At 40.6% G+C, this 22,155-nt stretch carries 24 protein-coding genes; 9 read left to right on the top strand and 15 right to left on the bottom strand.

Annotated features, from left to right (window positions below; genetic code table 11):
• Positions 1 to 64 precede the first annotated feature (64 nt).
• Positions 65 to 679 (top strand): hypothetical protein, encoded by a 615-nt coding sequence (locus V4596_05470; GenBank protein MES2768579.1) that lies wholly within the window; start codon positions 65 to 67, stop codon positions 677 to 679.
• A 19-nt stretch (positions 680 to 698) separates the two neighbouring features.
• Here V4596_05470 and V4596_05465 read toward each other — a convergent pair whose 3' ends face one another.
• A complete protein-coding gene (locus V4596_05465; protein ID MES2768578.1) occupies positions 699 to 1,568 on the bottom strand; it encodes a lipid kinase in 870 nt (289 codons plus the stop codon).
• A gap of 2 nt (positions 1,569 to 1,570) precedes the next feature.
• Here V4596_05465 and V4596_05460 point away from each other — a divergent pair, with 2 nt between their 5' ends.
• Positions 1,571 to 2,341, top strand: coding sequence for a metallophosphoesterase (locus V4596_05460; protein ID MES2768577.1), 771 nt, complete (start codon positions 1,571 to 1,573; stop codon positions 2,339 to 2,341).
• Positions 2,342 to 2,384: 43 nt separating this feature from the next.
• On the opposite strand, the gene V4596_05455 is transcribed toward V4596_05460, so the two are convergent.
• From V4596_05455 to V4596_05435, 5 genes are all read right to left on the bottom strand, one after another.
• A complete protein-coding gene (locus tag V4596_05455; protein MES2768576.1) occupies positions 2,385 to 4,694 on the bottom strand; it encodes a hypothetical protein in 2,310 nt (769 codons plus the stop codon).
• A 186-nt stretch (positions 4,695 to 4,880) separates the two neighbouring features.
• Positions 4,881 to 5,606, bottom strand: coding sequence for a coenzyme F420-0:L-glutamate ligase (locus V4596_05450; protein ID MES2768575.1), 726 nt, complete (start codon positions 5,604 to 5,606; stop codon positions 4,881 to 4,883).
• Positions 5,603 to 6,877 (bottom strand): dihydropteroate synthase, encoded by a 1,275-nt coding sequence (folP, locus tag V4596_05445; GenBank protein ID MES2768574.1) that lies wholly within the window; start codon positions 6,875 to 6,877, stop codon positions 5,603 to 5,605. Before folP ends, V4596_05450 begins: the two co-directional genes overlap by 4 nt.
• Positions 6,874 to 7,272 (bottom strand): dihydroneopterin aldolase, encoded by a 399-nt coding sequence (locus tag V4596_05440; GenBank protein ID MES2768573.1) that lies wholly within the window; start codon positions 7,270 to 7,272, stop codon positions 6,874 to 6,876. The genes folP and V4596_05440 overlap by 4 nt, the downstream gene beginning before the upstream one ends.
• Positions 7,256 to 7,921 (bottom strand): CADD family putative folate metabolism protein, encoded by a 666-nt coding sequence (locus V4596_05435; protein MES2768572.1) that lies wholly within the window; start codon positions 7,919 to 7,921, stop codon positions 7,256 to 7,258. The genes V4596_05440 and V4596_05435 overlap by 17 nt, the downstream gene beginning before the upstream one ends.
• A 95-nt stretch (positions 7,922 to 8,016) precedes the next feature.
• On the opposite strand from V4596_05435, the gene V4596_05430 reads away from it, so the two are divergent.
• The gene (locus V4596_05430) at positions 8,017 to 8,925 is read left to right on the top strand and encodes a LysR family transcriptional regulator (protein MES2768571.1); all 909 of its coding nucleotides are present in this window, start codon (positions 8,017 to 8,019) and stop codon (positions 8,923 to 8,925) included.
• A gap of 9 nt (positions 8,926 to 8,934) precedes the next feature.
• On the opposite strand, the gene V4596_05425 is transcribed toward V4596_05430, so the two are convergent.
• A complete protein-coding gene (locus V4596_05425) occupies positions 8,935 to 9,126 on the bottom strand; it encodes a hypothetical protein (GenBank protein ID MES2768570.1) in 192 nt (63 codons plus the stop codon).
• Positions 9,127 to 9,390: 264 nt separating this feature from the next.
• Between V4596_05425 and V4596_05420 the strand changes: the two genes are divergently transcribed.
• Entirely contained in the window at positions 9,391 to 9,993 is a 603-nt protein-coding gene (locus V4596_05420; protein MES2768569.1) for a hypothetical protein, read from the top strand.
• Between the two features lie 14 nt (positions 9,994 to 10,007).
• Here the strand turns inward: V4596_05420 and smpB are convergent, their stop codons facing one another.
• The 6 genes from smpB to V4596_05390 are packed head-to-tail and all read right to left on the bottom strand — an operon-like array spanning position 10,008 to position 13,960.
• A complete protein-coding gene (smpB, locus tag V4596_05415) occupies positions 10,008 to 10,481 on the bottom strand; it encodes an SsrA-binding protein SmpB (GenBank protein ID MES2768568.1) in 474 nt (157 codons plus the stop codon).
• Between the two features lie 12 nt (positions 10,482 to 10,493).
• Positions 10,494 to 11,336 carry a 16S rRNA (adenine(1518)-N(6)/adenine(1519)-N(6))-dimethyltransferase RsmA gene (rsmA, locus tag V4596_05410; protein ID MES2768567.1) on the bottom strand — a complete coding sequence of 281 codons (843 nt, stop codon included), beginning with the start codon at positions 11,334 to 11,336 and terminating at the stop codon, positions 10,494 to 10,496.
• Between the two features lie 4 nt (positions 11,337 to 11,340).
• A complete protein-coding gene (gene tsaD / locus V4596_05405; GenBank protein MES2768566.1) occupies positions 11,341 to 12,384 on the bottom strand; it encodes a tRNA (adenosine(37)-N6)-threonylcarbamoyltransferase complex transferase subunit TsaD in 1,044 nt (347 codons plus the stop codon).
• A gap of 39 nt (positions 12,385 to 12,423) precedes the next feature.
• Positions 12,424 to 13,107 carry a tetratricopeptide repeat protein gene (locus V4596_05400; GenBank protein ID MES2768565.1) on the bottom strand — a complete coding sequence of 228 codons (684 nt, stop codon included), beginning with the start codon at positions 13,105 to 13,107 and terminating at the stop codon, positions 12,424 to 12,426.
• Positions 13,104 to 13,415, bottom strand: coding sequence for a DUF4398 domain-containing protein (locus V4596_05395; protein MES2768564.1), 312 nt, complete (start codon positions 13,413 to 13,415; stop codon positions 13,104 to 13,106). Before V4596_05395 ends, V4596_05400 begins: the two co-directional genes overlap by 4 nt.
• 14 nt (positions 13,416 to 13,429) lie before the next feature.
• Positions 13,430 to 13,960: an OmpA family protein gene (locus V4596_05390; GenBank protein MES2768563.1), complete on the bottom strand. Its 531-nt coding sequence runs from the start codon at positions 13,958 to 13,960 to the stop codon at positions 13,430 to 13,432.
• Positions 13,961 to 14,022: 62 nt separating this feature from the next.
• On the opposite strand from V4596_05390, the gene V4596_05385 reads away from it, so the two are divergent.
• Positions 14,023 to 16,914 carry an LpqB family beta-propeller domain-containing protein gene (locus V4596_05385; GenBank protein MES2768562.1) on the top strand — a complete coding sequence of 964 codons (2,892 nt, stop codon included), beginning with the start codon at positions 14,023 to 14,025 and terminating at the stop codon, positions 16,912 to 16,914.
• A 106-nt stretch (positions 16,915 to 17,020) separates the two neighbouring features.
• Positions 17,021 to 17,509, top strand: a complete 489-nt coding sequence (locus V4596_05380; GenBank protein MES2768561.1) for a hypothetical protein — start codon at positions 17,021 to 17,023, stop codon at positions 17,507 to 17,509.
• A 72-nt stretch (positions 17,510 to 17,581) separates the two neighbouring features.
• On the opposite strand, the gene V4596_05375 is transcribed toward V4596_05380, so the two are convergent.
• Together V4596_05375 and V4596_05370 are read right to left on the bottom strand one after the other, a co-directional pair.
• On the bottom strand, positions 17,582 to 17,995 hold the full coding sequence (locus V4596_05375; GenBank protein MES2768560.1) for a hypothetical protein: 414 nt from the start codon (positions 17,993 to 17,995) through the stop codon (positions 17,582 to 17,584).
• Between the two features lie 141 nt (positions 17,996 to 18,136).
• Positions 18,137 to 18,970, bottom strand: coding sequence for a hypothetical protein (locus V4596_05370; protein MES2768559.1), 834 nt, complete (start codon positions 18,968 to 18,970; stop codon positions 18,137 to 18,139).
• A gap of 117 nt (positions 18,971 to 19,087) precedes the next feature.
• Here V4596_05370 and V4596_05365 point away from each other — a divergent pair, with 117 nt between their 5' ends.
• The 3 genes from V4596_05365 to V4596_05355 form a co-directional block, all read left to right on the top strand.
• On the top strand, positions 19,088 to 19,807 hold the full coding sequence (locus tag V4596_05365; GenBank protein ID MES2768558.1) for a hypothetical protein: 720 nt from the start codon (positions 19,088 to 19,090) through the stop codon (positions 19,805 to 19,807).
• A gap of 6 nt (positions 19,808 to 19,813) precedes the next feature.
• Positions 19,814 to 20,620, top strand: coding sequence for a CDP-diacylglycerol--serine O-phosphatidyltransferase (gene pssA / locus V4596_05360; protein MES2768557.1), 807 nt, complete (start codon positions 19,814 to 19,816; stop codon positions 20,618 to 20,620).
• Positions 20,621 to 20,676: 56 nt separating this feature from the next.
• On the top strand, positions 20,677 to 22,155 hold a 1,479-nt coding region (locus tag V4596_05355; GenBank protein ID MES2768556.1), incomplete at its 3' end, for a CFI-box-CTERM domain-containing protein.

Here is a 22,155-nt window from a genome sequence, read left to right as displayed (position 1 = left end):
TGTTAATCTCCTAATTATTCTAGAAAAACTCTTTTTAGAATACAACCCTCTATAATTAGAACATATGGCAAACAAGACATTTAGGCCGCCTCAGAGGTTCCATTACCTCATTAATAAGGATTTTCAGCTCAAGTACACAAGCTATCTTGTGACTTCAGCACTCCTTAGCGCACTCATCGTGGGCGGACCCACTTATTATTTCTTGAATCAAAACTATGATATTTTTTTGAATCTTGCCTATTCACTGAGTCCTGACATTGTTCACCATCTGGATCAGGAGAAAACTTGGATTACGGGATTTTTTATTTTCTCTCTAATGACTCTTGTGGTGTTCCACGTTTATTTCGGAGTTCGTTTAACATTTAGAATGGTAGGTCCGATCATCGCCCTAAGAAAACATATGGATATGGTGACAAGAGGACATATGTATCAACGAACGCTGCACGTAAGACAAGATGATGAATTCCATGATTTGATTCAGAACTACAATTATTTATATAAAACCTTAAGAGCTCAGAATTCTTTTGATATAAAAAAGCTAGAAAGCCTTAAGTATTTCCTTAAGGAACCTCAATCTTTAAAAATTTTAAATGAAATTATCGAAGAAAAAGAGTCTCAGATCAACGATCCTTCTATGGAATTCTCAAAATCAAGAAGCAACCCACACGTTGCTTCTTGATGAACTATAAAGCTTCTCATCAGGGCGTCAATACGGACAAAACTCCTCTTTCAACATGAAATTGAGCTGGCGTTTCTGTTTTTATATCCCCGTCTAAATCGATCTTCATTGGACGCTTGGTTTCGATGATGATTTGATCTCCTGAAAGCAACGTCGCATCTTGATTGGGACCATACTGTCCACGTATCACCGCAGGAATAAGAAAGAATCCATGCCACCACTTTTTTATTTCTGTAGATAGGCAGTGAAGTTTTCCGTCCTCTAGTGTAGCCTCTTTTGAAATGATTAAACCTGATCCATAATGTTTTCCATTGCAGACACTCACCTGCCAAGATCTAGCCTTATGAGTTTTACCATCAAGCTTAATTTTAACCGTAAAAGGCTTCATACTTTTGGCTTTAGTGAAAGCCGTAAAGATAAAGGCGAATACTCCAAGTTTCTTTTTTAAATTTGACTGCGCTGCTTGATTCACGCGTGCGCTCAAACCCATCCCGGCAACGTTCACAAAATATTTTCCATTCACTACGCCTAAATCTAATTTTTGAATATTATTTTTGGTAATGAGATTTAGGTTGTCATCGAGATTAGATGGGATCTTTAAAGTCCTGGCTAAGTTATTCGCAGTCCCCAAGGGAATCACAAGAAGTGGTTTTTTTACTTTAACCAACTCTTCCAAAACGCTATTCACGGAGCCATCGCCACCACCAACCACAATAAAGTCGATTTGGTCTTTGTATTTAATTATTAAATCAGAAAAGGATGAGTTTTTTAATTCATCTTCCGTATCAACGATCCGATACCCTTTGGTGACCAGGGATTTGTGTATTTTTTCATAATAATCTGCTCCGCTCCGTGACGAAGGATTGATTAGCAGTAATAATCGACTCATAGATGAACTCCAAACTTATACTCCACATTTCAGACCTTCACTTCGGAAAAATCAATTCAAATGTATTGAATTCGTTACTTACTTTGATAAATACACAAAAAGTGAACTGCGTGGTTGTGACTGGCGATCTCACTCAGAGGGCCAGGTCCCATCAATTTTTAGCGGCCCTAGACTTTTTAAAAAAAGTCGAGGCTCCAGTGCTATCCGTCCCTGGAAATCATGACGTTCCTCTTTACAATATCCTTCAAAGATTCTTCTCACCTTTCAAAAAATACAATAAATATATTAAACCTTTTTCTCCCTCGATCTACAAGGACGATGACATGATCATCGCCGGCATAACCACCAACAATATCTACAGCATCAAAGAAGGGAAAATTTCTAAAAAGGAAATCCTGGTACTGGAAGAGATCTTCACCAAAGATGCTCCTCAATCTATCAGAATCATTGCTTGCCATCATCCTGTTTTTAAAAAGACCAACAACCTTAATATTAAAAAACTTCAAGACCGTGCGTTGACCTTAAATCCGCACATGATCTTGAGCGGACACGATCATCAAAGCTCCGTCGAATTTATTGATCTCGAAAACAAAAAATTTCCTCTGCTCGTGAATGCCGGCACTGCCACCTCCAACCGCACACGCAAAGAAGCCAACAGCGTAAACTTGATTGAAATCAATTTTCCGGAATTTATAATTAAAAACTACATTTTTGAAGAATCTAAATTCGAATTGAAAAACACTGAAAAATTTGAAATGAAAAATTCGAAATGAAAATTAAGGAGCCAAAGGCATCAGCCCCTCAATCACTTTTAGATTATAATAGTGGCTTCACACGCATATAAAAACGCTTCTTCGCGGAAGGCTTCGTCTCACCTGCGTTTGTTACCAAAATGTACAAGAAGTCTGAACAACTTCCATCATCACGATTAACAAAATCACATGCGCCAGTGGCTCCCACTTTTAAGCTCACCTTTTCAGCTTCGCTATTGAGCGTGAAAGTCTTTACACCCGCCGCTTCATCCAACCATCTTACTGCACCTTGCAAAGGTCCATTGTTGAAGCTCACTTCCACTTTCAATGGATACTTGAATTTGTAGTTGGCGGTACTGTGTAAACTCATATCCAATTGATGCTCAGAAGTTTGATCTGCTTTCAATTCGACAAAGTAAGGCTTTGGACGAGAACCAAAACTTTCACCTGTCAGCACATCTTTTCCATCCACTACGATTTTGAAATCTGCCGTAGGAGAATTATCCAAGTTGAAATTACGGAGAGCAATTGAGCTCAAGATCAGCTCTCTCATCTCCCCCGGAGCACGAATGCCTGGAGAGCCAAGACTGTCTGCAAACACCATATGCTCAAACCAATCGTTCGCAGTTAAACCTGGATGATTGCGCGTGAGTCTCATCGCATCCAACGTAAGGTCCGTCATTTTCTTTAAACCATTTTGCGCATCCTTAGCGACCGCTGCTTCCATGATGTCTCTCATCGATCCACCGTAGGCTTCACCATCATCATGAACTTCATTTGTTAAGCTAAAACCAATTTGGTTGATGATTCTGAATTTATCTTCACCTTCGAAGGGTTGATTGTCCGTAACGTCTTCCACTACAAGTTTTGCCACGAAATCGGCCATACCTTCGCTCAAGCCACCGGTGTCTGCCAAGGTGATCATTTCACCCATGAGACGATCCATGACTCCATGACCAAGTTCATGCCAGATCGTAGAGTTATCACGCGCGTAGTTTTGTGCGTCCGGAGAGTAAGTCGTAAAGTTGATAGTGTCGTTCCAGTAGTACGCATTGTCCTTCATACTGATGTCTGTGTCGTACAGCATGGCATGGAACGGACGAGTTGAAAGCTCCGGATCCGTGAATCCCATACTGTGAAGTGATTCCATCAAACGGTCTACTGCATAGTAAACTTGAATCTCATCAAATCCTTCATTGATGTATTGAACAAAGTTATGATCTTTCAAACGAGTCGCCGGACGGAGAAGGGCGCTTGAAGAATCCGACAACAACTGTCCACGATATGCAGATCCTGGCGTCACTCCCCAGACAGATTTTCCATTCACCATGGTTTCTGATTCCATAAAATTCATGTGACCAGAATAAGCTAGAGGAAATTTTAAACCCTGAACTTTTGCAATACTAGGATGCAAGCTGATCGTAGCATAACGACCTTCAAGATAAATTCCTTTATTGGCATAAGAGTTTTCTTCCCACGGAAGAGCTTCGAATAATGCTTTTCCCGCTCTTACTAGCCATGCAAATGACCAATAACCTTGCGCTTGACCCTCACTCGTTTCCGCCAAATTGGTATCGTGCAAATCGTAGAGATAACTACGATTGCGAAGAGCTGCATAGGGATCACTGCTCACTTGTTTTCTGACATTTAAAATATTTTTTAGTGTAACTGGAACTCTTTCTTGAGGCTTTAGATCACCCTCTGATTCTTCGTATATAGGATAAACCAACGCCGCGATATCTGCATTGGGGAAAGGTTTGTAAGAGTTCGATACGATTTTTTTAGAGAAGTGCGAAACAATGATCGTATGCACGCCACGTTTGCCCGTAACTTGGATCACGGCCTGAAGATCGTTTCCATCCCATTGATCGCGTGTATCGATTTTTCCGATTGTCTTGTCGTCGATATTTTTCAACACCACTTCACGCACGTACTTCATGGTATCTAGGTTTTTAGTTAGCGTTTTAAAGTTCATTCCTAAAATAACTGTTCCGCCAACTTTTTTTGTTTTTAAAGTTAGAGTTCTAAGCTCTCTATCCGCAGGAGCCTCAAGATGAGCTTCCATTTGTATTAGCGAACCGGTTTTGTTGTCCACCCATGTACGGATCATGGCACCTTTAACGGGAATGCCTTCATACATTTGCAAGAACGTTGTGAAACGATACTTTGCTAGATCACGGTGTTCAGCATTTTTGAAATCAGCGTAAACTAGATTCAAATTCGATGTCTGGTTCAACTGAGTCAAAATCGGCTGCAAGCTGTCACTTAAACCATATTGATTTGTCCATCTATAATATTTTGTGGCGGCGTCTGCTTGAGTACCGATAACGGCCATCACGAATAGAATTGCAAAAATAAATGCGCTTTTAAACATAAAAAATCCCCCTCTTATGGCAAAGATGAAAATCCATATCTGGCCCGAATTCAATTCTAAAATTAAACGCACCAGGATTCGACCGACCTTACGCATTAGTACTGACGGAGACCCAATACATTGGATTTAATTACTCTTTGAAACCGTTTGGAGCAAGGTCATGACTTTTGTAATTTTTGAGTTTCCTTAGATTTTTGAAATATATGGACTCAAGATAGGTCCATACAAATCTTCTGCTAAAGGTATTGAGAGCTCATCAAGGCTCGATACCTCGCAGAACTCCAGATCGAGACCTTCGACAATTGCTAGTGGTGTAGACTCGGAGCCTTCTCCCATCATCAGGACGGTGGAGGCGGCGATTCCATCGGCGAGGTTCATGTTTGTCATTTGTAGCTCGCGTCCGAAAAGATCTTTTGTGCCGATGAGCTTTCGTAGTGGTTGGAATCCCCAATACGATAAAGCAATTCCGGTTACGCCTCGTCGTAGTGGAGTTGTGTGGGAATCGGTCAACACAATTCCAAGCTTTGAGATCTGCCAACGCTCGCGCAGTTTGAGCCAAAGTTTTTCGGCACTTTGAAAAGGATTTTCTGGATATAAAATATAATCTCCCTGCTCTGAGTTGGATTCATCTATCCCCGCAGAAGGAATCAGGAGGCCATCTTTTATTGTCAAAAAACAACCGTAACCAATTTCTCCGAGGAACACATCGGCTTCTTGTTTGACTAAATCCTCTTTGCTTATTTTATCTCGAGAAATAAAACGATTCTCAGCAACACTGACGATTTTTGAAGTGATCGCCAACACCATTTCTTCTTGTACTAGGGATTTGGGAATAGATTGAATTATAAATTCTGCAAGATCACCCTCTCTAAAAATAGAAGTTTGGATTGGCTGTACACTTAGCTTTTTCATTTCATACTCTCCAGGTAAGCAGCGTGCGCGCGGATATGGTGATGGGCATCGTGCACTCTCAAAATATCCACTCCCCGCGCGGCCATCTGAAGTGAGATTCCCACGCTCTCCCAATCGCGGTCTATGACAGGCTGATCACTCCATTTTTGAATAAATGATTTTCGCGAGTGACCCACTAAAATACGCACCGGTAAATCGAAAAATTCGTCGATCCTTCTGACTATGGTTTGCGATTGTTCCGCGGTTTTTCCGAATCCCAAGCCTGGATCAAAAATTACTCGATCTAGAGCAATTCTTTTTTGAGAGAGCTCATTTAATTTTTCATAGGCCCAGTTCTTAATTTCAGAGATCACATCGGCTTCTGGCGGCAAAGTGTGCTTGGGGTCGGCGGGAACGGACAAACTGTGCATCAGAACATATTCGCACGTACTGCTCTGTAGTAACTCATACATTTTGGGATCAGCTGCACCGCTGACATCATTGATGCAATCTGCACCCAGTTCTAGCGCCGCCTCGGCGGTCTCCGCGTTTCTTGTATCCATGCTGATTCTAGGGTGCAAGATTCGTGTTCGATAGCGATCTTTTAAAAATTCGAGTGTTGGCTTTAATCTTTCCCACTCTGCTTTGGCAGATATAGCGCTGGCTCCTGGACGAGTGGATTCAGCTCCGATATCTATCATGCCCACTAAGGACTTTTCGAACAGTTTGATTTTTTCAATCCATTCTGAAGGATTCAAATATTCTCCGCCATCCGAAAAGGAATCGGGAGTGAGATTTAAAATTCCCATCCACAATGGCGAACTCTGCGGAAGCTTTCTTGATCTCGTTAAAATAGATTCTGTACCACCAGGAAGTTTTAAGGATGGCGCTAAATGCTTTAATGGATCCAGCACAAAGGATCGATGGCAAATTCCAGGATGAGGAATGGTCAGCTTATCTTCCTGAATTTTATTTTCGCCAAAAAATAAAATATCCAAATCAATGATTCTGGGAGCCCATTGCGGAGCAGGCTCACGACCCAAATCTTTTTCGATGGTCTTCAATAGCGCAAGCAAAGACATCGGCGAGTCAGTCCATTCCATTTCAAAGACCGCATTTAAAAACGAACTCCGCCAAGCCTCCGGCGCTCCTTCCGGAACAAGCGCTGGCGAAGAATAAACTGGCGATGCTTTAAAAAACCCAGGTGATTTCATTTTCAGAAACTGCGCCGCTCTTTCGAGGTGATGCTGGCGGTCTCCTAAATTTGAACCCACACCGATGAAACATCTCATAAAATAAAATCTCCACAAGTAAAATGGGCACCTTTAATTAAATTAGGAATCGGAGGTTGAACTTTGTGGACTCGCACCCCAATTTGCACCTGGTGATTTTTTGTAAGCTCGCGCAAAAGACCAAAGCTCTCTAGACCAATGCGTTCGATCAAGTTGAACTCTCTGGTTTCGATATATTCCTTCAGCACTTCATTGACCTTGGCAAAGCAAATCGTATCTTCGATGGAATCGGAAAACGCTCCAAGAGGAATAGCCTCACACCTCAATTCAATCGAAACCCTCACCTCTTGAGGGGTCGCTCTTTCATCTGCTGTGCAACCAAGCTTCACCGCAAACTTCAATTCCTCAATTATTAAGGCGCAAACTCTAGGTTTGGAATCATTGTAAAGAGACATGTGCTGGTCTTTCATGAATTTCAGTCAAGAAATTCCAAAGCGATTTCGCCGCCAGTTCTGCTGCCACCAAGGCCTCTTTCTTTTCTTTTTCCGGTAATCGATCCAATATTCCTTCAATTGTTTGACGATGGTAAACATCGGCGGATTTATGAACTTCAAAAAACTCTAGCGTTCGCGCATCAGTGATTTGGTAGTGCGCTTTCAATCCTTGAATCTTAGATTCCGCAATTTCCGGAACTTGCGATTCATACGCGTAAAGCGTACCCAGTCCTTCGTGGAAAGACGATCTCGCCAGATTGAAAAATGTAGCAACGACATTTTCAATGCCGGCTCTAGAATTGGCCGTTTTCATCGCTTCACGATTTGCTCCTAATCCTTCCCCAAATCTTAACCAGAGTTCGGGATGAGATGTTCCGTAATTGATTCCTTCTTCGTCATTTAAATTTTCGAGTAAAATTTTTCTATCTTCTTCATTTTCACATTGGGAATGGATGGCGCTGATGTAGCGGGGAAATGCACTGACGTGAGAGTAGTATTGGCTCGCGTAATCCTGAAGAGTTTCGTTCGTCAGCTTGCCCGACATCCAATCCTGATAGAAAGGGTGATTGAGAAGATGAAGCGGTTTAAGTGCTAGAGCGAAAGTATGCATAATGGCCTCCTGTTTAGAGATTTAAGAAAGATTTAAAGCCATTTGATTAGAATTATATTGATTAGAAAATCTAAATTACCTAAACATAACGTTTAGTGAAACTTAATAATGTAGATATCAACAAAATTGCCGTATTTTGCCAGATTATAGATTCTGGTAACTATCGTTTAGCGAGCGAAGTGCTGAACGTGACTCCTTCGGCCCTCAGTCAAACGATCGCCGTGCTTGAACATTCTCTAGGCTTTCCACTTTTTCATCGCATCGGTAAAAAATTAGTCCCTACAGAAACTGGGTTAAGTCTTCATCGCGAATTTCAAACTTATCACAAAGGTTTCACGCAAGCTGTGCAGAACCTACAAAATGAAAAAGATCGAGTCCAAGGTGTTTTAAAGATTGGCTCCTATCTTGAATTTGCCAAGTCCCAACTGGCCCCGATATTGAGTGCTTTTCTAAAAAAGCATCCTTATGCTCAAGTCAAAATGACCTTCGAAACTCCCAGCGAACTCCAACGTCTTTTAGAAAAAGGCAGTATTGATTTATGTTTTTCAATTTTTCCCTCGGTACAGACAAGAGTTATTGAGTCTCGACCAGTATACAAAGAAGAACTCGTTCTAATTTCTTCTAAGGGCCGCCTTCCAGAAAAACCGACATTCGATGAAATTATAAAAGCTCCCATGATAGAATATTATTTAAATCACCAACCCATTCGCAACTGGCTAGCTTTACATTTTAAAAAGCGTCCACACAACCTTCCGATTCGCGCATATGCTTCAACTGCGGAAATGGTTTTAGCACTGGTAAGAGAAGGCGTAGGCATTGGAATTGTTCCTAAATTTGTTTTAGATAGCTCTAATTTTTCTTCATCGGTAAAAATCATCAGACCCACCGAACGTAAATTTTCCGATCACATTTGGATGCTTGAAAGAAAAATGTCCGGCCGCAGAACGATTCACTCCGCCTTCACCGAACATTTAATAAAAAACAATTATTTTAATTTTAAATAAAGATCTTTTTCAAAAACTAAAAAGTTCCGCATCTTCAGATTTAGCGATTTTTTTATTATCGCTCTTTCTATTCCGCTCGCTAATTTCTGTAACGATATCGAAAATCTCTTTTGAGATTGGTTTACGGCGAATTTCAGTAAGTTTTTTAGCGATTTCTTTTGCGCCGCCTTTTTTGCCAATTCTAGGTTTTTGTTCTGACATAATACAACTCCTTTTTAAATAATATAGCATGGGGTTTTATTTTTACAACATACTGAAATCACTGTGATATTTTTAATATCACGCATTCGACTTTAGAACATGCCACTGTGTCGCTGATGTCTTTTTATTTTCATCTCTTAAGCGTATGATATTTAATCAGTTAATGAAAATATTTCTCTGATAACTAGCTAACAATGCATATAAGTCGAATAGCATGGCATGAATCTTTCATTGATCTACTTATCTTTTACAGTGAGGGCATTAATGAAATTGCTAATATTTTTTACGCTACTTATTTCAGTGAATTTAAAAGCCAATGAATGCTCTTCTCTGTTTTTTGAAAATAGCAGAGTCTCTAAAGAGGACATTGTACACAATCTAAAAATTGCAGAAAAAGACTTTGATAAGGCCGCAGAAATGTTAAAACTAGGCGGAGTTGATTGGGCTCCGCTATCCGCTGAGTTAGTTAATAAAGTTGAAAGCTTAATTAACGAGTATCATCAGAAAACTAAGGTTAGTCCGAAATTACCTATTTCTGAGATTGCGTCTTCTATCAAAAGAGCTTTCAAAATTTCAGAAGAAATAGAGCAGATTCTAATACGAGAAGGAATATTGTCGCCGAGCTCAAGAAACAATAGCAATAACGTGCAAAACTTACTGACTACAAAACAGCAGCATGAACAGCGAGAAAAGGATTTTCCGAGTACCTACGACTTTACTCAATTTACTATAGAGCAAAAGCTAAATATATTAAGAATGTATAATTCAGAATCTAGGAGCCTTGAGCAAATCGTAAAAAATCTTGCAGAAGCCAATCGACAAATAAAATTTTTGAAGCTTATTCTAAAAGAAAATTTTCCTGAATAGATTTTGTAATCGGATTAACGATTCTTCCGCTTCGTCTGCGAAAGCTCTCGGTCGACGTCTTTCTTCTTAATGGCTTGGCGTTTGTCGTGGGCTTTTTTGCCTTTGACGAAGGCGATTTCAATTTTTACGAAACCTTTTTTTAAATATACTTTCAATGGGATAATGCCTAGGCCTTTTTCTTTTACTTTCGCGTGGAGGCGTTCGATCTCGGATTTTTTCATCAGGAGTTTACGTTTTCTTTCAGGCGCGTGATTGTTGTAGCTGGAAGCATTGTAGGTGCTGATGTGCGCGTGAAGTAAAAACATTTCCCCGTTTAGAAATTCCACGTAAGAATCCTTCAACTGAATCTGACCCGCCTTCACCGGCTTGATCTCGGTCCCAAGCAAAACCATCCCCGCCTCGAATTTTTCGAGGATCGTATAGTCGTGCCACGCCTTACGATTTTCCGAAATGATTTTAATGCCAGTTTTTTCTTCTTCTTTTGCCATATTCCTTAAAGCCTAAGGGTTCGATTCATTGTTATTCAACATTCTGTAAAGATCAATAAACTGCTGCACAGTCAAATCCTCTGCTCTTACCGTCTCTTTTATGCCCAATTTTACAAGAGATTCAATCACAGTGGCCTTCAAATATATCTGGCCAAGGTTTGAAACCATAAATTTACGTCTTTGAGCGAACGCTTTTTTAACCATCGTTAAATATTTTTTAGGATCCTTAATATTCGCTTCGATGCGATCAAAAGTTAGTACCCGACTAGCGATTTGTGGAGGAGGATAAAAATCTTTAGGCCCAACGTCCATCAATCCCGTGATATTCCAGAAAGTTTGCGCCACTACCGAAAGCAAACTGTAATCTTCTGTTTTATTTCTTGCCGTCATTCTTTGTCCCACTTCTTTTTGGAACATCAACACCATGCGGTTCACGTTGTAAGGCTCAACACATCTATCAATCACGATACTAGAAGAAATTTGATAAGGAAGGTTACTCACTAAACAAGTCCCAGGAGGATTTTCCAAAGATCCCCAATCAATCTGCAAAGCATCCTTATGAATCACGTTCACTTGTCTTTCTTGCCAGTATTCGGCAAAAGTTTTATCAAGTTCAATTAAGGTTAATGGCGCAGGATTATCCAATAGAAATTCTGTCAATGCGCCCAATCCCGGCCCAACTTCGATGAGTTTTGAAGGATTGTCTTTGACCGCAGCATCCACAATTTTTTTACATACATCCACATTCACTAAAAAATTCTGTCCCAATTTTTTATTCGGACGAATTCCCAGATCCCTTAATCTTTGTAGAACCGTGGACATTGAAAATGTTTGTAACGCTGATTTATCTTCCATACCTTTACTCCGCGGCTATGCTGGCGCGTGCAAACACGCCGGTGTTGAGGTCAGAAGTATAACCTTTTTCTAAATATTTTAATCCCGTAAGACCAATCATCGCTGCATTGTCCGTGCAGAACTTCAACGGTGGAATTGCAACGATAATCTTTGATCCCACAATTTTTTCTTGGGACTGAAATTTTTCTCTCAGTCTTGAATTTGCAGAAACTCCACCCGTGACTGTAATATGTTTTATTTTGTGATCCCGAGCAGCCTTCATGGTTTTTTCAAACAGTACATCCACAATGGCTTCTTGATAAGAAGCGCAAAGATTTTCCATGTTTTTCTTAAGATCTTCCGGCTTCATATCAGCCAGCAATCTTTGTGCTGATGCTTTTAAACCCGAAAAACTAAAATCGTAATTGTCTTCTTTGAGTAGCGCTCTTGGAAAAGCATGGAAATTTTTTTCTCCATTCTTTGCCAGATTATCTACCTGCACTCCTCCAGGATAACCCAGACCTGCCATTTTTGCGAACTTATCAAAAGCTTCACCGGCAGCATCATCCGTAGTCGCACCCAGAAGCTCATACTTTCCGAAACTTAAAACTTTAAATAAAGACGTATGTCCGCCACTCACCACCAGAGATAAAAAAGGAAACTCCCAGTTTGTAGGAGCTTTGTAAGTTTCATCATTCAAAAAAGGCGCCATCAAGTGACCTTCAATGTGATGAACGCCAATCCAGGGTTTATCTAAAGCCAGGGATAGAGTTTTGGCTGTCACCATGCCGACCAACAATGATCCCAAAAGGCCTGGACGATTCGTCGCCGCAATTCCATCGATATCATTAATTGCAAGGTTTGCTTTTTTTAGAACCTGATCCACCAGAGGCAAAAGCGTCATAGTGTGATTACGACTTGCGATCTCGGGAACAATTCCACCAAATGGACGGTGCACAGAATCCTGATTTGCCGAAAGCATTGCCTTCACAAAACCATTTTCATCCACTACTGCACAAGATGTATCATCACAGCTGGTTTCAATGCCAAGAACGTATTTGAATCGCACGACGACTGTCCTCAGCACTCTCCAAAGAGAGCGCTATCATTATTTAAGTTGTCCGAGTCTGAATTTTGCTTTTCTTGCTGCGGGAGACTTTGGAAATTTTTGCAACACTTCTTCAAAGAACACTTTAGCTTCGTCTTTCATTTTTAATTCTTGAAAGCTAACACCAATTTTATAAGTTGCATCGGAATAATTTTTACCTTTTGGATTTGCATCTCTGTAGGCCTGGTAACTCAAGATTGCAGACTTCCATTCTTTTTTGCTGAAAAGATCTTCTGCGGAATCATAAGAATCTTTGTCTTTTTCTTTTGATGGAGTTGATTTTTCAACCGCTGCTACAGCTGCCGTTGTTTGTGCTTTCTGTGCATTTGCCAGTTTGCCTTCGAGTTCTTCGATCTTTGTTCTCATTGAAGCATTTTGTTGTTCGAAGATTTTCATTTGTTCAATCACATCAGTATTGGAAGGACCATTTCCAGCAGCACCCTGATCTACAGATTTTCTTTCCAGCATATCAAGACGACCATTCAATTGTCTCAATTCATCTTGAAGTACCATAACTTTGTTATCGGCCTCAGCTTTTTGTTTTTGAAGTTGGCTCACTTGACCTTGAGCTTGCTTAGAAGTTTCCATTTCGTTCACTTCTTCTCTAGTTCTCAAACCCACGCAACCTACTGCTTGTAGAATCAATAAGCCGATCATTAATTTTGTCATGGTTCCTTTTTTCATGGTATGTCCTCACCCAATTTTCTTTTATCGTAACGTGCTTTGTTCTCGGCACGTTCAGAGAAATCTTGCGACTCCGCAAAGTACTGTTTAGCTACTTCAAAATTGCCTTTTTTAAAAGCGTTTTCACCTTGTCTGTAATTTTCTTCTGCTTTGAACCAGAGACCTGGAGCGTATTTGCTAGCTCCAGACGATTGAGCGGCTGTAAGAGCTGTTCGTGCAAGTGTGAATTCTTGAACTGGAGGATTGACCGCACATCCTACCATTAGACTGATCAAGAATACTGACAATGTCCCTTGCACAAACTTCATTGGATTAAATTAGCTTAGTTTGGGAGCGGAACAAAGTTTGCGCGTCTATTTTGACCGTAAGCTTCTTCTGTCTCACCTTGTGCTAAAGGTTTTTCCTCACCATAACTAACAACTCTTAATTTATCGCCACTAACGCCGAGGCTTACCAAGTAAGACTTCACTGCTTTTGCGCGTCTTTCTCCAAGAGCTAAATTGTATTCCACTGAACCTCTAGAATCACAGTGACCTTCGATTTGCACAACAGCAGTATTGCCTTTTGCTTTGATCCACTCTGCATTGGAATTTAATTTTTGTTTGTTTGTCTCATCAAGAATTGCTTGATCGTAAGGAAAGTTGATTGTGAACAATCCAGAAATTGTTCCACTGTCACTACCAACAGGATCAAAATTCATGTTTGAAGAAGAAATGTCTGGAGCTCCAGAGCCATCAGCGCTTGCTTCTCCTTCACTTTTCTTTTTGCTTGAACAAGAAATTACTAAAGCTGCTATTGCTAGTGTGATACCGATTGATTTTATGCCGTACGATTTTTGTTTGTATTGAAACATATGTGTTGCCTCCAGGTTTACATTCTCAATATTCTAGTCAGGTAGGAGCGAATGTCAAACTTATGAAACTTCAAATTTTAAAATTATTTTTATTCTCGAGTGCGTTGCTTATTTGTGTGCAAACTTTAGCACTTGATCCAAGAGTGAAGCTAAACAAAATCTCCTCTGAAAATTTCGACATCATATATGATGCGAAGAGTTACGAGTTAGCTAAAATTTATTTAGAAGAAGCGGAGCGCTCACACCAAATCCTAGTGGATGTGTTTGGCATTTCTCCTAAGAAAACCACGGTGGTGCTCGATGACACCTACGATGTTTCGAATGGATCTGCAATTGGAGTTCCGAGACCCAATGTGAACGTGTACGTAAGTCAGCCCACTCCACTCGCTTCCATTGATCACTACAGTTCTTGGCCAAGAGATGTTTTTTTGCATGAATATGCTCACATCTTAAACATGGAACCCGCAAGAGGCGTTGCCAAACCTCTTCGTTTTATTTTTGGTTCTGTCATTAGGCCTAACATGTTTTTACCAAGATGGTACCTCGAAGGTCTCGCAGTTGAGATGGAAAGTCGATTCAATGAATTCGGAAGACTCAAATCTACCGACTACGATGCCATGATTCGCTCACTCTATTTGGATTCAAAATGGGGCAAAGATAATCTTTCGGCCATCAACGAAGTTTCGACTCCAGATTGGCCGCGAGGACAGCGTCCGTATTTCTATGGCGCGCTTGTATGGCACGAGTTCATTCAATCCAAATCCATTTCGATTGTTCGCACATTCAACGAAAGATACGCGAGACGTTTTCCCTGGGTAATTACGCAACCTATGGTGGATGAATTCGGCAAAACATACCAAGATTTTTTAAAAGATGTTTACAAAAAATATGGTGATCTGGCGCAAAAACAAATTTCAAAAATCCAAGAACAAGAAACTACAAAGGGAAATCTCATTCTCACCAAAGAAGGAGTTTTCAATCATTCTCCCGAAATTTCTCCTGACGGCGAAAAGCTTCTCTTTGTGTCTGACAATAAAGATGGCGACTCTGTACTTTACGTTTTTAAACGCTTAGGCGAACAATGGGTTCCGGCGGAAGCTTTAACTCCTAAGGATACCGACAATCATGTTCCGCTTCCAAACTTAGAAAAAAGCGAAATTCAAAGGGCGACTTGGTTTCCGAGTTCCCAAAAAATAGTTTTTGATTCCGTAGATACTTTTGATCGCACCAATCATTATTATGATCTCTACACTTATGATTTGGTTGAAAAGAAATCCAAAAAGATAACCAAGGGCCTAAGAGCGAGAGAGCCTGCCGTCTCTCCCAATGGGAACTTGATTGCCTTTGTCAAATCAAGCCAAGGAAAAACCGCTCTTTATACCGTCGATGGTGAAGGAAAAAACGAAGCGTTATTGTATTCACCTGAAAGCTATGACCGTGTCTCAAGACCAAGCTTTATCTCTGAAAAAGAATTGGTTTTTGCGCAAAAAAATTCTAAAGGAATTGATCGTTTGCATATTTTAAATATGGAAACAAAACAAATCACACGCATTTTGGATTTTCCGAGCAAATACCCAGTTTCCACTTCGCAGGGAATTGTGTTTTCATCCAACAAAAGTGGCGTAGAAAATTTGTATTCCGTCAACAGTGACCTGACTTCCATCCGCGCCCTGACAAATACTCTTACAAAAACCGTGAACGGAACTATTGATACAAAAGCCAATAAAATCATTTACAGTGAGTTGACCAGTGATGGACCGCAGATCAAAGAAGCGCCGCTTGCGAAACAAGCAATAATTCTTCCTTCTGTAACTCACCCCATTGCCGCTAATTATCCGGAAAAAATAGTCGAAGCACCAAAGTTAAATCCTGAAGCCAAAACTTATCACGCACTTCCATATATGTTTCCGCAATTCTGGATTCCGTGGATCACCGTGGCCGAAGATGGCACGACCACCTCTATTTCACTTCCGGGATCAGATCCTACGGGATTTCACTCTTATCTCTTGGATGGCAGTTACCACTCTAAATCCGAAAAATTCAGCACCTCTTTCCAATATCTTTGGGATAATTCTATCGGAAAAACAATTCTCTTTGCCTATGATGATTACGATTGGCACAACAGCTTACAAGAAACTACGCATGATCAGAAAGTAGGGGTTTCTCATTGGTTTTATATTCCAGGTCTCAGCAATGATTGGAAAGCAAAACTAGGTTATGAATATCTAAAATCAAATCTCTTCTCGTACGTTACGACTCCAGCCAAGAAAGTGGATCACTATTTCGATGGTCCAAGCGCAGGAATTGCCTACGACAATATGGATAAAAAACTTTTAGATATTTCTTCTTCGGGCCAATCCGCAAAAGCGACGTACACAAAATATTTCGAAAATTCCACAAAGACAAATTATGATGAAACATTTGTGAAGCTTCAGCACTTTCACACCAAGTGGTTACCGGAGCGCCACGTACTCGCGCTCTCTGCCCAAACCGTTTACACCGAAGCAAATCGAAGCCTACTTTTGGGAACAACAAGCTCTCAAGCAGAGTACACTCTTGGCCCCGATAACGAAGGCTTTGTCACTCGCGGCTATCCACCAGGACAATTCATGGGATTCACCATGGTTTCAGGAACCGTGGAATATCGCTTCCCGCTTTCACAAAAATGGAAGGGACCCGACAGCCCTGCGCCATATTTCATCAAAAGATTTCATGCGAGCATTTTTGCCGAAACACTTACCCTCAAAGGCATTTACTTTAATGAAGACGATTCTTACTCAAGAGCAGAATTAGGGAAATATTTTACGGCTGCGGGTGCTGAATTTAAAATAGACACCACAATTTTCTACCATGCCCCCATCACCTTTAAAGTTGTGGGAGCCTATGGTTTTGATGAGGACGCTGAAGGCGGTTTTAACATTTACTTCACTATCCAAGCCCCTCAAGTCTTTTAGTCCCGTATATGTCAGGACATTTTAGGTATTGACTATCAAAGTCATAATTGGGCTATACTGAAACTGCCTAAAGTGGCTGACCTGAAGTGTTTTTGAGGGGGAATTTATGGAATGGATTAAAGAATTAGTTGAAGCCGAACAAAAGATGGAAGAGAGCGGGATCATCGATGTTTCGCCAACTTTTGATCAAGACAAAAATCTTGAAGGCGAATCCATCCTGTTTCTCAACAGACTCAAAGACCTTTTTATCGATCACACTGCCGTTTACAACAAAATGAGGGGCGCAACCGTTGGTGGCGTTAAGATTTATGGCATTTCAAAAACAAAAGCAGATTTTATGCTTTTCAGAAATGGCTTTAAATTATTTTTCTCATTAAGACGTCCTGGCGTAATCACTGCAAAAATCCATTATCACGGTGCAGATATGTTAACTTCACAAGTGGAAGCCTTGGACAGCATGGGCCAAGAAGATTCCATCGAAGCAAGACTTGGCGCCTTCAACGAAGTGATCTGGACCTACCAAGAACAACCGGTAAATCTAGAATATCTCGGCAGATACTACTTCTCCCGCTTCGTAAAAGAATCCACGAAGTAAACTCACTTCACTCACCAACCCAGATTCCACAAATAACACAGCTGCGACACACAAAGGTGCGGGGCACTTTTTTTATTTGAGGATGGTGAGATCGACTTTTTTTACTTGTTGATTCTTTGATACATAACTCAGGGTAATTTGATTTTTGCCGTCTTTCAATTGGATGAAATCTGTCATGTACTCGGATTTGCCTTTGTTGAATAACGTGGCTGTTTTTCCAGTGGTTTCATTGCGAATGGAAATTTCTTTTTGATTTGGTAATTTATCGCACAGATAGCCTTCAAGACGCACTTGATGAGCTGGTATCTTTACTTCTTGATTGAAGTTCGCGCAATCGATCTTGAGTACCTCTGTCGACTTCATAGCTACGGATGCTGCTACACTCGCAGGAGCGCGACCCGTGATTTGTGATTCGATCAATTGCATAGGAGTTGTCTCATAAAGACCCATAAACGCTATGAACCCAAAAGCAAAAAACAAAATCATATGAATTTTAAAAAACTTTTTGTGCAATTTCACTAGTGAAGAATTCGGTCAAATTATTGACGCAAAGTAGACCAGTTTTGTTTTTTTAATATTTTAGATATTGTTTTGTATCAGAAGGAGACAAAGAGATTAAAGCCAAGACTAAAAAACATATCCGAGACCGCCAATGATTAAGCGCTCTGAGATTTCAACCCCACGAACACCTTGCGTAACCCACATGTCTCTGTAAGGAGAATACGTCAACGAAACAGAGAGCGCCGGAGTAATAGTTTTTCTACCGATCCAATCCCATCTCGTATTTACAAAATAATAATCTGTTAGAAGTGAATAACCTGCACCTAAATCTCTAGAAACAGAAAGTACGGTTTCCTTTTCTCCGCTCATTTCAAAACGGCCTTCAAGATTCACGTAGGGATTTTTGATGTAAGCGAGAATACTGTTTGAAGCAATTCTATATCTCGCTCGGACTTTAAATTGGCCTACCGACGCACTTGCGTTTTCCACAGTTTGTTTTGCTTCGTAAACTCCACGCAAACTCGGACTGTCTTTGGCTTCTTTTTCAAAATGATATTCGACCACTCTTTTAGCAACATAATTGCCGAATGATTTTTGTTGGGCTTGATATTCTTGCTCATTGAAAGTGATCGAAGCACCTTCGGAAAAATTACTGTTCAAATACGGTGTTCGCGACTGAATGATTTCGGCTTCCGTTCTACCAAATTTTTCTCGGTAGCGCTGAGTAACGTCTTTTTTGAGAGTGGGATCAAAAATCCTATCGTTGTAGTGAACTTCGTTTTTGTAAGGGCTATCCACAGCATAAAGGATCTCGCCCACTTCATCATTTTCAGGTTTTAAATCTTCGGTGTAACCTGGTCTCGAATCCTCTTCTCTCCAAGAATGCGCAACAGCCTGAACTGCCTCTGAAGACAGCAGAACCAAAGCTATAAAAAGATTGAACACCAAATACACTCTCATACTGTTTAAATATGCAAATTTTAGACCTCGCGCCAACGATCTAAGTATTCAATATTACTTAATATTATTATTAATGTAAAAGGACTATCTGAGCAAAATGCCAAAAAATGCCAACGGGTGTCTTTTATTCAAAAAAAGCTGGCGCCTTTTGTATTGATTACGGCATTTTATCAAGGTTATGATTGGCTTTATATGCCTATGAAGACATCTATTGAGGGAGCCACATTGAAGGTACGATCGGATTTGCATCTAGCAAGGCGAATTTATCATATGTTAGGGGCCGGCACTATTGCAGCTCTCTATTACTTTATGCCTCGCAAAGAAATGCTGATTCTATTTGTGGGCTTCACCTTACTCTGTGTATGTGTTGATCTTTTTAGACTTAAATCAAAAAAATTAAACGACAAATTATTAGCAACTTTTGGATCTTTCGTTCGCAAAAGCGAAGTCAATAATCTCACCGGAATGACTTACCTCACGATTGGCGTAACGGCGATCGCCGTGATCTTTCCGAAAGAAATCGTAACCCTATCTCTTTTGATGCTAGCGGTTGGTGATCCTATCTCAAGTATTTTTGGGATTATGTACGGAAAAGATGTTCTGGTAGGCAAGAAAACTCTTCAGGGAACTATTGCAGGCTTTATCGCTTGTGCACTTGTGAGCATTGTTTATTTTTCAGGCACCGGTCTGATGTCCGAGCGATTGATTTTAGCAAGCTTAGTTGCTGGTCTTATTGGCGCAATTTCAGAATTAACGCCGGTTTTTGGACTTGATGATAATTTCACATTCCCAATACTCAGTGCGTGTTTACTTTGGGCACAGTTCTCCATAATGTAGGAGCATATGAGATTTAGAAGAAAAAGATTCCAGCGTCCTCACCTCCCTATTCGCGAAAGATTAGGCTTAACGATTTACGTTCTGCCAAATCTATTAACTGCGACAAACATGTTCTTCGGTTTTTTCTCTGTTATTCATTCTATCAAACAAGAATTCACCATCGCCTCTTATGCTATCGTCGCCGCCGCTGTTTTTGATTTGCTTGACGGTCGGGTAGCAAGAATGACAAGAGCTACTAGTAAGTTTGGAGCAGAGTTTGATTCTCTCTGTGATTTGATCAGTTTCGGAATGGCGCCCGCAATTCTTATGTTCTTATGGGCCCTTCAACCCTTCGGCAGAGTGGGTTGGCTTGCAAGTTTCCTTTTTGTGGCATGCGGGGCTTTAAGACTCGCAAGATTCAATACTCAAATTGGAAGCGTAGAGAGCAAAGACTTTCAAGGTTTACCAATCCCTATGTCTGCCGGTATTGTTGCGAGCTCGGTACTTGCCTTTAATGAATTGGGTCTCGAGGGCTATCGTCATTGGGGACTTCTCACGATCACGTTCCTTCTTTCCTTCGTTATGGTTTCTACTTTTAGATATAGAAGCTTTAAAGATTTGGATTTCAGAGAGAGAATGCCTTTTCATTATTTAGTTTTAGGCGTAATGATTTTAATCATTGTAGCTTGGAAACCAGAAATCATGCTCTTTGTTGTATTCTTAACTTACGCAGCACTAGGTGCTGTCTTTGGCGTTTTCAAATTCGGGAAAGCACAAACAGTAAAGCGCAGACAGATCAACGAATCTCCTCACGATCTCGATTATTACGAATAGAACTTTTTTCCCTAAAAAGCATAGACAATTTCAACTCTCGATGATCTGATTTGAGTATGAAAATACTCTTTATTATTTTTATTGGTTTACTAGTTCATTTATCAGGTTTGAGTCTTCAAGCGGCGGTAACAGTTTCTGCTGTCAACAATGCTTCCAATGAAGTGGATTTAGATCCTGATGAGAATGAAAGTAGTACCAACATTGATATTATGGCCGGGGTTTCGGGTGTTGGTGCTTGCAATAGCGATCTTACAGTAATTAACAGTTGCGAACGCTTAGGAACGCGTGGAGCCTGCAATCTTAGAACTGTTTGCTCAACGACTCGCCTTGAAATTCGAATGAAATCGGATAATACCAATGGAAAAGTTGTCATGGTCGACCCGGACAACCAAGCTGTTTCATTTACTACCATTAGCAATTATGTCGCAGGCCAAGACTATACGGTTTCAATTCCGTGGAGTACTTTTTGTATAAAACTTGTTGGTGATGCCGCTTGTGGATTCAACTTGATCTATCCCAATACAGTAATGGGAACAAATAAAGTTTTTAAACTGGGCGTAGACAGCACTGGTGATGAAGTTCCAGATGATTTTATTAATATCAAAATTGGCATATACGGAATGCCTCAAATTTCTGGGTTATCACTTTCAAATAACGTCACGATTAACACCGGTGTAGCAGAATATTCTCTTTATCCGGGTGATGAAAAAGCTTACCTCTCTGAGCTTTCTACGGTTGCAGATTTCTCAGCTCCAGGAGCTGCTCCTATCGCGGGCTTAAGAGGATTTTTTGCTCCAACAAACTGCGGAATTGTGAGCGGAACACCAGATGTCGTGAATAACGATAGCGACAGCTACATTATCGACTTGGACGACAACAAAGAAGTTGTCGATGGAAGAATTGATCAAGGCCTAACAAACGGAGAGACATACGTTGTTATGTTCGGCTTTCAAGATGAAGCTGGAAACATCGGTGTATTCAAAGATCTCGCTGGTGCTAATTGTGTAGTAGATCAACACTCCGTAGAACCAAGAGAAGTTTACGGACTTCTCGAAGACAACCAAAACTGCTTTATTTCTACGGCAGCCTATGGCTCACCACTCAACGCAAAAGTAAAAACTTTCAAAAAATTCAGAGATGAAGTTTTAAATAAATTCTCACTAGGGCAAAAATTTGTAAAATTCTATTACAAAAACTCTCCTCCAATCGCCGCCGTCATCAAAGAAAGTGAGTTTTTAAAAACTGCAACCAGAACTCTCCTCTGGCCCGTATGGGCCGTTTCAACAGCGGTGCTTTACATGGGATTGATGCCCTTTATGTTTGTGGTCACTATGGTATTGCTCAGTTTTGTTTTCTTAAGAGAAAAGAAAATAAAAAAAAACTCTTCTAAACAAAATCTTTTAATTTTCTTCTTGGTTTTTGCGCGATGTCGGCATGATGGCTGTTGTTGCAGGTTATTTCCAGATGGTGAACGTGTTTCTGGCCAGCATTGTCAGCGGCGCCGTCCTCAACCGTGTGTGGTCGTTTTAGCCTGT

The organism is Bdellovibrionota bacterium (assembly GCA_040386775.1).
Lineage (GTDB): Bacteria > Bdellovibrionota > Bdellovibrionia > Bdellovibrionales > JAEYZS01 > JAEYZS01.
This window is presented reverse-complemented; position numbering and strand designations above follow the sequence as displayed.